At 36.0% G+C, this 13330-nt stretch carries 10 protein-coding genes; all 10 read right to left on the bottom strand.

What is annotated here, in order from left to right:
* Positions 1-5: 5 nt before the first annotated feature.
* Positions 6-1079 carry a glycosyltransferase gene (locus CXF71_RS12275; RefSeq protein WP_157826756.1) on the bottom strand — a complete coding sequence of 358 codons (1074 nt, stop codon included), beginning with the start codon at positions 1077-1079 and terminating at the stop codon, positions 6-8.
* Complete coding sequence (locus CXF71_RS12270; protein ID WP_157826755.1) at positions 1076-2512, bottom strand: oligosaccharide flippase family protein; 1437 nt, start codon at positions 2510-2512, stop codon at positions 1076-1078. The genes CXF71_RS12275 and CXF71_RS12270 overlap by 4 nt, the downstream gene beginning before the upstream one ends.
* On the bottom strand, positions 2509-3708 hold the full coding sequence (locus CXF71_RS12265) for a glycosyltransferase (RefSeq protein WP_101233239.1): 1200 nt from the start codon (positions 3706-3708) through the stop codon (positions 2509-2511). Before CXF71_RS12265 ends, CXF71_RS12270 begins: the two co-directional genes overlap by 4 nt.
* 23 nt (positions 3709-3731) lie before the next feature.
* On the bottom strand, positions 3732-5180 hold the full coding sequence (locus tag CXF71_RS12260) for a lipopolysaccharide biosynthesis protein (RefSeq protein WP_101233238.1): 1449 nt from the start codon (positions 5178-5180) through the stop codon (positions 3732-3734).
* Positions 5181-5211: 31 nt separating this feature from the next.
* The gene (locus CXF71_RS12255; RefSeq protein WP_232771460.1) at positions 5212-6420 is read right to left on the bottom strand and encodes a glycosyltransferase; all 1209 of its coding nucleotides are present in this window, start codon (positions 6418-6420) and stop codon (positions 5212-5214) included.
* Positions 6421-7374: a polysaccharide deacetylase family protein gene (locus CXF71_RS12250; RefSeq protein ID WP_157826754.1), complete on the bottom strand. Its 954-nt coding sequence runs from the start codon at positions 7372-7374 to the stop codon at positions 6421-6423. It abuts the gene before it with no gap.
* A gap of 4 nt (positions 7375-7378) precedes the next feature.
* Positions 7379-8707, bottom strand: coding sequence for a putative O-glycosylation ligase, exosortase A system-associated (locus CXF71_RS12245; RefSeq protein WP_101233236.1), 1329 nt, complete (start codon positions 8705-8707; stop codon positions 7379-7381).
* An 87-nt stretch (positions 8708-8794) separates the two neighbouring features.
* Entirely contained in the window at positions 8795-9985 is a 1191-nt protein-coding gene (locus CXF71_RS12240; protein WP_101233235.1) for a glycosyltransferase family 4 protein, read from the bottom strand.
* Positions 9985-11208: a TIGR04063 family PEP-CTERM/XrtA system glycosyltransferase gene (locus CXF71_RS12235; protein WP_101233234.1), complete on the bottom strand. Its 1224-nt coding sequence runs from the start codon at positions 11206-11208 to the stop codon at positions 9985-9987. Before CXF71_RS12235 ends, CXF71_RS12240 begins: the two co-directional genes overlap by 1 nt.
* A 147-nt stretch (positions 11209-11355) precedes the next feature.
* Positions 11356-13326 carry an XrtA/PEP-CTERM system amidotransferase gene (locus tag CXF71_RS12230; protein WP_101233233.1) on the bottom strand — a complete coding sequence of 657 codons (1971 nt, stop codon included), beginning with the start codon at positions 13324-13326 and terminating at the stop codon, positions 11356-11358.
* Positions 13327-13330 lie beyond the last annotated feature (4 nt).

Below are 13330 nucleotides of genomic sequence, written 5' to 3'. Positions count from 1 at the left end.
AGCATTTAATATGCTAACGTTTGCTGTAATAATTCCAATAATTGCCCCTCAATAAAGGTCACTTGTCTATTTTTTGTTATGGACTCTCTGATTGCATTTTTTGATAATTTTTCGTAATAATCATTGTCACAATATAGTAACTCAAGTGCATCAACCCATTTATGGATAGGTTCTTCAATATTTATGATGACCCCGCCTGCCCCGACAGTTTCAGGCAGAGCTCCTCTATCACTGGCAACTACAGGGATTCCTGAAATTATAGCCTCGGCAGCAGACCGTCCATAAGCTTCCTCTACTCGGCAAGGCATCAATAAGCATCGAGATTGTTCCATTATTTTTTTCATATTATCCGTATGAGGTAACCTTTTTACATTTTTCAATTTTAACAGCTGCTTTTCGATATAGATAACGTCATCATTTAAGGATGTATGCTGCCATCCACCAACTATTAAAAAGTTTCTCCAAGGCATTTTCTTCGCTATCTGCAGAACGATATCCCCCCCTTTAATAGGGTGGGGGTTAATAACTAATATATTATCCCCTTTTCGTTCTACTAAGTAATCTTCAGGTGCGATAATTGGTTTAATTACAGTAGCATCTTGGCCTATCTCCTTCTCTATAATCCTCTTTATAAAGTTAGATTCACATACATATGCATTATTGTTTTTTTTCGCCTTGAGATAAGTTACATTTTTGTTACCAAATACAAAATAAATAGTAGGTAATGAATTATTATTAATAATTCTGGCCAGATCAGACTCTCCAGAATAAAAGCAGATTAAAACATCTGGCTTATACTTGGGTATTAGGTCATTAACATCTGTAGGGTGCCATATATCGGATAGTACCTGGCAATTATCGACTAAGCCTTTAGAAGGATATTTCCCTAACACTCTTCTTTCAAGCTTTGAAATAAATAAATTGTTTGTGTGCTTTCCTCCTGCAACTACAATACTTTCACAATGATTAGATAATAATGACAGGATATTATGAGCAGATATTTCTAGTCCTCCTTTCAATAGTGGGTAATACATCCGAGGTACAACTGCCAAAATTTTTAATTGTGAAATGTCAGTCATAATAACCTTGCTAATTTTGCTGATTTTTTCATGACCAAAACAGTCATAGGATGTTGATTTATAATTGAAGTTATTCCCCATACAATTATAGAAATCATAGCTATTACAAAAACATTCAGTATTTCAGAAAAGCCCTGGCTTGTAGCAAGATAATCATAACAAATTAAACTTAATAGTAGTGGAAGGCTATATTTAGCTAATGAATATATAAACACTTTGAAATGGCGCATATCTGCCCGTATTGCACGGCGTAAAAACACAAGAGTTAATATTGCGAAAACACTATTAGAGATAACAAACAAATACGCGATTTTACTTAATGTTAATTCGGGTATGATAAAAATCCCGATGAGAGTTGTTGATAATGCGATCCCTTGTACCACAAGAATAGAAATCAACTTTCTCTGAGCATACAGAATCGACTGCCCAATAATAAACAAAGCTGCTATTAATGAGCTTAAACAAAATAAGCTTGTGACTTTAGAAGCTTCACCCCATTGAGGGCCGTACAAAAAGTCTACAAAATCTGACGCTACAAAAAACATAGAAATGAGAAGGGGACCAATTACACAAGAAATACTCATCCAGCTACGAATTGCTGATTTCCGAGCAAAGGAAAGCTCATTATCCCTAAAAAGCTTTGAAAAAGAAGGCAGTAATACAGCACTAATAGCGGGTAAGATATACGCCCAAAATAGTAATGGCAATGATTGAGCTCTTTCAAACTGTGCAATTCGATCACTACTAAAGTATAAGCCTAATAGCATCACAAGGCCTTGACCTCCAAAGACCGTAATCAAGGCTATAAGAGTAGACATACCACCAAAGCTCATACACTCTTTAATGTGATCTAGAGATAAGGACCATGGAGTTTTTACAACAATAGAAAGTAAAAAAAAGGAACTAATCGATAAAATAGCGGCTCCGTACGCAAGTGAAATTGGACCATAACCCAAGTAAACACAAAATAACATAACAACTGAGCTTATAGTGACAGCAATTGTTTCAACCCAAAAAATAGTATTAAACTTTAAACTCCGCTGTAATACACCACTCCTTATTGCGATAAAAGGCCATAAAAAGAATGCCAAAGACTGAACTTTTAGCATTTTTATCAATTCAGGTTGTCCATATAGTTCAGAAATATTTGAACTTAAAGTGAAAACACATATTCCCAATGGCCACGATAAAATTAGTGCAGCCAGTTGAGCAGAGCTTATTTTCTTATCCGTCAAATTTTCACTAACCACAACATAGTTTTGAATGCCAAAATTCCTAAAGGCGTTAAGAATAGCTACAAAAGCAAAACCTAAACTATAAATACCAATTTCAGTCGGTGTCAACCACCTGCTTACAAAAGCAGTAGTTCCAAGTAATAAGACTGCTGCATAAATACGCTGTAAAAAAGAGAAAACATAATGTGTTGCGCTCAAAGAACACTCCTTGTGCTTGAAAGTAATCTTGAATAAATATCATCTAATCTATTTTGAGTGAATTTTTGTTCTATCAGGGTTAAGCCATTAAATGAAATTTTTTCACTTTCTTGAGTAGATTTAATTAATTTGAGTACTGAACAGGCAAATGTCTCTGCGTTATCCGCAAGTAAAATATTCACTCCATCCTTAACACCGAGCCCCTCTGCACCAATAGTTGAAGACACCACGGCCCTTTGATAAGCCATTGCTTCTAATATCTTTATTCGTGTTCCACCACCACTTAAAATAGGTGCAACAACAATCTTCGCTGTTCTATAGTATGGCTTCACCGAATCAACCCCGCCGGTAACCTCTACATACTCATTGGATAAAGCCAAAATCTTCTCGCTTGGATTAAACCCAACTATTCTAACACTCGCAGGAACTTCCAACTGGTTATTAATCAAAGGTAATATCTCATTACAAAAGTACAACGCGGCTTGTTCATTTGGTGAATAACTTAATGTACCGACAAACAAAATATCTTTTTGGTGATCTCCAAAACTTAATGGTTCAACATCACTAATTACATTGGGAACGACGAAAAAACTCTTCTTATTAAACCTCTTATTAAGCAAAGCTTGATCATCATATGAACAAATAAGTACTTTACCAAAACGTTTCAAAACGTTATTTTCTAACGTCCTCATCTTTATAACATCAAGTATAGATTTGAACGTGGTGACTTTACCTAAATCACGATAATTGGCTTTAACATGTCGATAGTTAGCTCTACTCTCGATGTCATCTAAATCTAATATCCATTGTTCTTTAGACACAAGCTCTGTTAACGATTTTTCCAGAATAAACTTGGCTGTTGATAAACGAAATAAAAAAATGAGTGCCGGTTCCATTTTGATTATAATTTCTTTTATTTCACATAATTCCATGGCGCTGGGAGCACAATAAGCGGCATCAAAGTTTGAGCTAAGATATGGCCTCATCTGTAATTCTTGCTTATGAGTAACCACATTCTGGTGTTTATGGCAGTAACTCGTAATTTCACCTAACGTTATAGGCTCATGAGTTAAATGCACTAAAATGACATCAAATATTTTTGACAAGCTCATAATATGTCTTGCGCATCGAAGTTGGACACCAGCCCCTTGAAGTGAAGGTGTAACTCTTGTAATAAACAGTAATTTTTCTTTCATATAAATTAACTTATTTTATTCCTTTAATTTAAATTTTTAGTTTGAGTAAATAGAGCCATAACATCGTTAACATGTGTCCTAGCGAAAGCCAGTGATAAGACCGTATAACTGAGTACTCCCAATGCCATCATAATTAAGATATTAAAAACGGGGATAAGTGTCATTGGGATTTGGCTAGATAATATGCAGACAAAAAACCACATTAAAAGAGCGCAGATGATTGGTCCTCGTAAGCAAGCTATAAATACGCCAAACGAGTACTTTATTTTTTTCATGCTCAAATAAGATACTAAAAAAAAGCATAAAGTATAACACGCCACTAAACCTATAACGGTATCAATAATATCTCCATAACTACCTATCGTTATACCTATTGTAATAAATCCCAAATAGAGTAAAGACATTTTAAGGTTAAATTTTGCATCCCCTTTACTCGCAATAAAAGTGTTTACAAAACTACTAATCAATTTTAATGGCATAATTAATGAGAGTATTTGAATAATAATGACCGATTCAAGCCATTTATCCCCAATAAGTAGAGGGACTAAACTAGGTGCTATTACTGCAATACCAATAAAAACAGGAAAAAGTGTGACCGATAACAGCCTTAGTGAAAATAAAAAATGTTGCTCATTTTCGTTATTAACACTATTTTGACTAAATGCAGAAAAGGCCACTTGATTTATTGTGCCTGATATTTTATCTAATGGCATGGATGCTAATTGCAAGGAAACCGTATAAATGCCCAATAATTGCGAGCCAAAAACTCGTCCTATAATCAATACATCCAGTTTATTATAAAAAGCCCAAATGGCACGCGAGGCAAAAGTATAAGCCCCAAAATTGAATAGGCCACCAAACTCTGTAAAATCAGTCGTTATTTTATAGCGACTGTAACCTAAAGTATTAAATAAAATAACACGGATTAGCATATTAACCGCCTGCCCAATGAGAATTGACCAATAACCAAAACCTACCAGAGCCAAGCCTAAAGTAACTAACGTATTAAATGCACTCGCCAACGTTTCTATCAGAGCTCTTTTTTTAAAAAGCATCTCTTTATTCATTAGAGTTTCTGGAATGACAATAAATGATGACAGTAATAAGTTTGCCGCTACAAAAATCAACACCTGGTTTAGTGCTATATTTTGATAAAAATCTGCAATTAGGTTACTTGCAGCAATAAAAAAAATAAAAATAACTGTGTTTAACAGTAAGGTTGACGTGAATACTTGATCACAGTTTTTTTCCGTGGTGTCTTGTTGCTGTATTAGCGCATCAGCCAAACCAAACTCACTTAACACATAGAAAAAACCAATAAATGCAAACGCTAAACCAACGATGGCATAATCAGTTGGCTCTAAATAACGAATAACAACAAAGGTACTGACCCAAGAAAATAGCTGAGCTATCAACTTTGCCATACTTGACCAAGCTAAACCTGAAATTATTTTATTTTTTAAACTAGACAAAACTACAATCCCATTACTTATCAAACACCAATTAACACAATGTTCTTAATAAGACATCTAATTGTTGCGTTTTACTGTAACGAGAGAATTGCATGCTGTCTCTATTAGGACTATCAACCTGAGCTAGCATTTTTGCAATTGCGTGCTTAATCTCTTCAACCTCATCTACCACTTCTGTACTGTCAACTTTACTTAATAATAATCCAGTAGACCCCTCTTTCGGGGTCAATGCCAATATAGCTTTGTTGCAGCGTATATATTCATAGGCCTTACCTGGGATTTGATTTTTAAATAATCCGCCTTGAACTAACAATAAGGCCGATGTTTTTGCCATTTCAGCTAAAGACTCTTTATAAGGTACATTACTTTTAAAGTGAACTAGTCGCTCTATACCAAGTTGCTTTATTTGATTACTATACCTATCCGCAGAGGCACCACGAAAGACCAATTCAAAATCCATTTCAGTAATTAAACCTTCTTGAAACAACTCGCTTATCGCGATAAAAAGCTTACTCGGGTCTCTACCGTTTTCATAGATAGATCCACTATGTAACAATGTAAATATATCAGCCTTGTTTCTGTCTGCTATTTCAATATCTTGGAAATTCCCTTCATCAAAACCATTTTCAATCACTGTAAACTTCGTTAGCTTTTCATCCAAATATAATCTGCGATACAGTTGTGCTGCATTTTCAGTGGTAAAAACTGCTTTGGTACAGTTTTCAATGGTTTTCTTCTCAATCCATTTAGGAATAGAACTGTAAGGCTTGGCATTTACATCATAGCGACACTGTAAAGGGTCTCTAAAGTCAGCTACCCAAGGAAGTTGTGAATGTTTCTGCAATTTATAGGCTATAAAATGCGCTGTAGATACAGGATAGGTTGACCAAATAATATCAGGCTTATATTTATTTATTAGTTTTTTTCCTAAAGGTATAGCTGAAACTGCCCAACTCCACCAGCGATCAGGTACTTTACTCCAAGCAAAATACTTTCCTTTAATTGATAAATCTTTCGCTGCATCTAAAGATTTGCAACGATAAACTTTTATAGAGTCAGGGATAGTTACTTGTGAGTCAACCGAGGTATAGACATCGCTATTAACTGTAAGCACAATTGGTTGCCAGCCTAAGGTCACTAGATATTCGGCAAACTTTAGTGTTCTCTGCACACCAGCACTTTGGCAAGGAGGAAACTCTAGGGCTATCATTAAAATCACTTTATTTTTCGGGTTATTCACTTACTTATCCAACTTCATATAGTATCCGGTAAAATTTAACGCTAATCGCAAACAAAATTTAGCTTCTGACTTATCCCAAGGCGTAAAGCGCTTTAATGAATAGAGATCTTTCGGGCTGTGATTTATAAAGCCCCAGTCACTCGAGAAAGCAGCATCAAAACCACATTCCTTTGCTTGATTTTGATTGTTTTCGTCAAAATCTATACCTAACTTACCATTAGGGTAAGCAAGATATTTCACCTGCTCTCCAATTATGTCTTCTAATATCTCTTTTGAATCCAACATTTCTCTTTTCGCCACATCAGATTTCTCATAAGTTAATATAGGATGATTAACCGTATGAGCCCCTATTTCCATACCTTGCTTGTACAATAATTTAATTTGTAATTCATTCAGAAAATCATGCTTAAGAACGATTTTTTTAGTTTGCTTAACTAGTTTTTGAATCAATGTTTCTCGCTCATTTAAAGAGCAATATTTTATTTGATCACTTATTTCCTTCGCACATTTAATTCTTTCATTATAAGTTGAGACCTCAAAAGTTCGCCCTTCAAATAAAAACTCTTCAATGTCGACAGATAAGGTCATTATTATTAATGAAATATGTTCATCCCATAAATAACCTTTTTCTAAACCTGAAGTGCTGATAAAAAAAGTGGCCGTTAGATTATGCTTCTTTAGTAAAGGAAATATAGTGGTGAAGCTATCAACATAACCATCATCAATAGTTATAACTATTGATCGTCTAGGTAGCTTTCCTTTTTTCTGTAACGCTAATGCTTCCGTTAGCCCTATAGGGTTAAAGTATTTTTTTATCCAAATAAGTTGTTGTTCAAACAAATATTCATCCATACATAATTGATTATAAGACTCACCAACACGGTGGTAAGTCAATACGCTCAGTTTATTTTCCCCTGATAAAGCCGTAACACCATTAATTACTGAAGATAACATCCAACTAAGCATAATTATTCCTTCTAATTTTCTTTTCTTCTGTTATTAGCAAAACTTTTTTATTATTTTCTCTTTTGATTATTTCACATAAAATATGTGTCAAGGCAAATATGGCAAATGACAGATCAAAATAAGGTAAACTTAGTGCCGCTCCCCCTGCACAATATGCAACTAAAGAGACCTTCAGCATTTTTGCTAAATTAATTATCCATTCATCATCTGTATTTTTGGTCACCCAAATTAATTTTCGATAGGTAAGTAACAAAATAGCGAGAAACATAAATAATCCCACAAAGCCAAGATCACCCAAGACCTGAAAATAAATACTATGCGCAGCTTTCGCATGCTCAATACGAACTCCGCTAGTATCGACAATAAAGTCTAACTTTGAAAACTCTGGTTCATATAGAAGCCATAATGCTTGGTTCTGCCCTGCTTTAAAGCCACCACCAAATATAGGGTTATCAATAGCCATCAATGTTGCTTGCTTCCATGCCATAACTCTCCCTAAAAAGGACATATCTGTTTCCATGGTATTAATCGTATCCATACGATTTGTCCACTTATCAGAGACCATTGCACTCGCTATGATAAATCCTCCAAAGAATATTATTGATACGAGTAATTTTCGTTTACTTTGTAGGAAGAAGTAACCACCTATAATGATTAAACCGAGTAGTCCTCCTCTTGAAAACGATCCAATTATTGTTACTATATTGAGGATTAATGTACCTGTCAGTGCCATCTTCAATAATTTAGATTTAACCTGTGGTAGTAGAAATATTATCAAAGGAATTGTCATATTAAGTGCAAGAGCTAATTCATTTCGATCGGATAATCGGCTTCCAACTATCCCTTCAACTACATGACCACCACCTGTAACTATGTATTTAAGGCCTTCCCCTGCACCAAAGAATGCCGCAGACAGCGTGATTGCCCATATAAAAACATTCACATGATGTTTAGTTTTTATTGTTAGAATACAAAACACATAAAAAATGATTATTTTTAAAAAAGTATTCCATTCAAACCAGACCACTGGTGAATATGATATTGTTATAAAACTAGATATGGTTGACCAGAAAAAAAAGAATAAAATTAAAGTCGTCAAACCTGAGGCATCTGTTTTAATTTTATCTTTTTGGAATATATAGGAGAGGATGGTGGCCAATGCAATAAGCATATTATATCGAAACGATGCAGCAAAGCCCCAAACCCAACCATTTGGAAAGAACATTGAGCTCCATATCCACATTGAAACGCCAATATATGGGCGTCTCAAAATAAAGTATAATAGAATAGGAAAAACTAGAACTAAAAATATATCGCGCATTTACTTATCCTCACCATCATTCTTGACCGCCCAATAGCATAAGAATGTGATTGAAATTAAGTTAACCAAAAATAGTAAGCTATCCATTTATTTAGAGTCCTTAGCTTTTCTAGTGATCAATTGGTTCAAATAGGTATATTGTTTTTTAGTGACTTCTTCCCAGCTCAATCGCTGTGAGAATAATCTTACTTTTTCTGAGCTAATTCCGGCAGCTAAAACAGCTGTTAATGCCTGTGCTATGCATTGAGCACTTCTTTCATGTAATAATTGACCAATATCATTTTGAGTTATCACTTCGGAACTTCCACCCACATTAGTCGCAATTACCGGTGTTCCACAAGCTAAAGATTCTAGTAATACATTTGGCATACCCTCTCGGCTTGAAGCTAACACCAGCGCATCTGCAGTAGCATAATAACCAGGTAATTCAGCCTGCCTGATATTACCCGTAAAATAAACTCTACCCGTTAGTGACAGATCTTCCACTAATTTTTGTAAACTCGGTTTTTGTTCACCTTCACCAATAATTATTAGTTTCACTTTATCCAATAAGGTTAAAGCTTCAATAACAAGGTGATGTCCTTTTAACTCAACTAAGTTACCCACACTTAAAATCAGTTTATCATCAGCTTGAAGGTCAAATGGGAGATTAGGTTTAGTTGCATCAGGGTGGAAAAAATCTAAATCTACTCCATTTCGTAACACTATCGGTGTCTTAGCGAAAGGAGCTAACTTAACCATCTCATTTGCTAGCGCTTGTGATACAGCGGCGCTCGCTTGCACGTCGATTAGTGCTTTTACAATACGCTTTCTAGCAATTTTATTTTCTGGAATGATATTTATATCACTACCACGAGCTGTCACCATTACAGGTATATTTAAATTTTTTCCTATCCAACTTGCCACTACACCGTCTGGATAGAAATAGTGCGAATCAATAACATCAACAACAAAGCCTGACGCTTGAATATCCTTAATCGTACTTAAAGCGGCTTGATACAAAAAATACGGAGTAATATTCATACCTACTTTAGGTATTACCCAATATTTAGGATGAAACACGTCAATATTAGAGCGGACTTCCTGTTGTACAACGTCACTATATTGCTTATAGCCATCAATCGGTAACCATGATGGAAAATAAGGTACTGGTGCCACAACCTTTACTTTGGCATCAGGGTAACGTTTTACCAACTCTTTCACTCTATTTTCAATGAAAATACCATGCCGATACTGAACATTATTTGGGTAAAGAGTAGTTAAAACGAGAATATTCATTAGTTAGCTTTTTCTGTTAATTTTTTATAAACGGGTAAATAGTTACTTACACTGTTTTTCCAGTTTCTAACATCTTCTACGTAAGTTCGTCCATTGGATAACACACTGTTAAGCTTGGTTTCATCCGCTAATAGTTCAATCATTCGCTCAGCAAGTACCACACTATCGCCAGCTTTGAATAAAAATCCCGTTTCATTATCGGTAATTAATTCTTTATGACCACCAACATCGGAAGCCAGCACTGGCTTGCCTTGCGCCATCGCCTCTAAAGGTTTTAATGGTGTCACTAAATCAGTTAAACGCATCGCTTTACGCGGGTAAACTAATAAATCAACCAAGCTATAGTACTTGCCAACATCACTATGAGGTACACGCCCAGTGAAGATAACCTTACCCTCTAAGCCTAATAAGGTGACTTGTTGTTTAAGGTTTTGCTCTTGCGGGCCACCACCAACAAGTAATAAGCGTGCTTTAGGGTTTTTAGCCAACACAGCTGGCATTGCTGCAATAGCCAGATCTAGACCTTCATAGGCATAAAACGATCCTAAAAAGCCTAATACATCACAATCAGTTAATTTTAATGTCTCAGCTAAGTCGCTATTGTTGGCTTTATCTTGCGGTGTAATAACGTCAAATTGTTCGATATTGACTGCATTGGCAATAACCGTAAATTTACTTGTATCAAATCCTCTACTGATGAGATCACTTCGTAGACCTTCACAAATAGTAGTGACTGCGTTGGCATTTTTAACTACATGGGTTTCCATTTTTCGTGTTAAACGGTAACGTAAGTCATCTTCTTTACAGGTGCCGTGATCAACAGCGGCATCTTCCCAAAAGGCACGTATTTCATAAACAACCGGTAACCCTGATTTTCGCCCCGCCTTTAAAGCCGCCAAACCATTTAGTGCGGGTGAGTGTGCATGAATAACATCTGGCTTTTCAATTTCAATCACTTCTAAAATTCGTTTAACCATAGGCGCAATGTTTGCAATTTGGTTTAATACCGGTAGTTTTGACAGTAAACCAGAAATGGGAGCACTACGATAAAAGGTAAGTCCATCAACTTCTTCAATTTCAGCTTCGTCATTTCCATGTTTTGGGCTGGTCACATGACAGGTTTTTATACCTAGGGCATGCTGCTGCTTTAAGATTGAACGACTTCTAAAGGTATAACCACTGTGTAGTGGGATTGAGTGGTCAAATACATGTAAAATTTTCATAATTATTAATACGTTTAGTTATTGGCTTTGCGACTGAACTAGTCATACTCAATGCACCGTCATGTTTACCCTACTGGACAAATGGATTCCCGACCAGACACTTCGGGAATGACGAATTGTGCTTTGAATTATTTAATCTACGGCTAACTATTGCCCTTCAGCTTGTTTGTAAAAAGAAGCAAACATTAACAATGTCCACAGTGGTGCACTATATTCTTTGCGGCCAGATTGATGATCATCTAACCAGGTTTCAATAGTTTTCATATTAAACAAACCACTATTTCTCATTTGTTCACTTAATAATGAATCACGTAACTTTTGCTTTAATGGGCCTCTAAACCAATCAGATAAAGGTACCCTAAAGCCCATTTTCTTGCGATAAAGTACGTCGTGTGGCAGATGTGGTTCCATAGCTTTTTTCAAAATATATTTACCACAGCCATTTTTAATCTTTAAATCAGTTGGTATTTTGGCAGTCCACTCAACAAATTTATGGTCTAGAAATGGCACTCTAACCTCTAAGCTATGTGCCATGCTTGCTCGGTCAACTTTTGTTAAAATATCACCCACTAAATACGTTTTAATGTCTAAGTATTGTATAAGTGATAAAGGGTCGTTGCCGTCAAAATTCGCTTCATGCTCTCTAAACACTTCAAGAGCAGTATAACCTTTAAGCTCTTGATATAACTCATCCGAGAACAATGCTTTACGTTGGGCATCATTAAGCAAAGATACACCGTGAAAGTAGCCCTCAGTAGTATCCATCGCTAAAGATTGAAAAGTTGTTTTCGCACGTAAAAATTGTGGCGCCCAATCAAGTTTAGGGTAAAGCTTACCCAAGGTGCCAAATAGTGGTTTACGGATAGAATAAGGTAATATTGAACGTACTTTCTCTTCGTTCATCATTAAACCGTAACGGCGGTAGCCTGCTAATAATTCGTCTGCACCATCACCTGATAAACATACAGTAACTTTCTCACGAGCCAACTGACATACTCGATACGTTGGCATCGCAGAGCTATCAGCATAAGGTTCATCATATAAACCCGCTAATAAATCGACCAGTTCAAAGTCATCACTAGCAACAATATTTTCATGGTGATCGGTCTTATAATCTTTGGCTACCATACGCGCAAAGTCAGTTTCATTATAATCTTTAACATCAAAGCCTATTGAACAGGTTATGACCGGTTTAATTGAACCATTATCTGAACTGGAAATAACTGACTTTTCTTGAGACAGCTGCGACATCATTGCAACAACAGCACTAGAGTCTACGCCACCCGATAAGAATGATCCCAATGGAACGTCTGCATTCATATGGCTATCAACAGCAGATTTAAATTGGTCTACCATTTCTTCAAGGTAATCTTCTTCAGCCATTTCAACTTGCTGTGCGTAGCTAACATCCCAGTATTGCTCAATTTTTGGCGAAGTATCTCCAACATTAAGACTTAAGGTATAACCTGGCGGTAATTTAGCGACTTCTTGATAAATGGTATGTGGCTCGGCTGCATAGCCTAAAGCAAAATATTGTTCGATGGCTTTTACATCTATTTTTTTATTTAATCCTGGTACCAACGTAATACTTTTCAGTTCAGAGGCAAAATAAAGTGTGCCATCAATCATGGCATAGAATAATGGTTTTATACCCAATCGATCACGGGCAATAAATAAGTGCTGTTTGGATTTATGCCATATAGCGAAGGTAAACATACCTTGAAACTTATCAACGCAAGCTTGGCCCCACTGCATGTAAGCATGCAAGATAACTTCGGTGTCACTATGGCTATGAAAAATATGGCCTAACGCTTCTAGTTCAACGCGTGTTTGCTTGAAGTTGTACACTTCACCATTAAAAATTAATACATAGTCACCATCGTCACTTATCATTGGTTGCTGACCCGACGATAAATCAATGATGGATAAACGTCTGTGACCTAACGCAACATGTTCATCAAGATATTCACCACCTTCATCTGGGCCACGATGAAATTGTGCCTGATTCATTTGCGCTAATAATTGTTGATCAGCTGTAGAGCCATGTTCTGAAATTTTAGTCGAACTATCCACTGTATTCGCTGCTAAAAAATGTATAAAACCTGTTATACCGCACATTCTA

The sequence above is a fragment of the Colwellia sp. 12G3 genome (assembly GCF_002836775.1).
Lineage (GTDB): Bacteria > Pseudomonadota > Gammaproteobacteria > Enterobacterales > Alteromonadaceae > Colwellia.
Note: the sequence above shows the minus strand (reverse complement) of the source record. Positions and strands in the feature narration are given on the sequence as shown.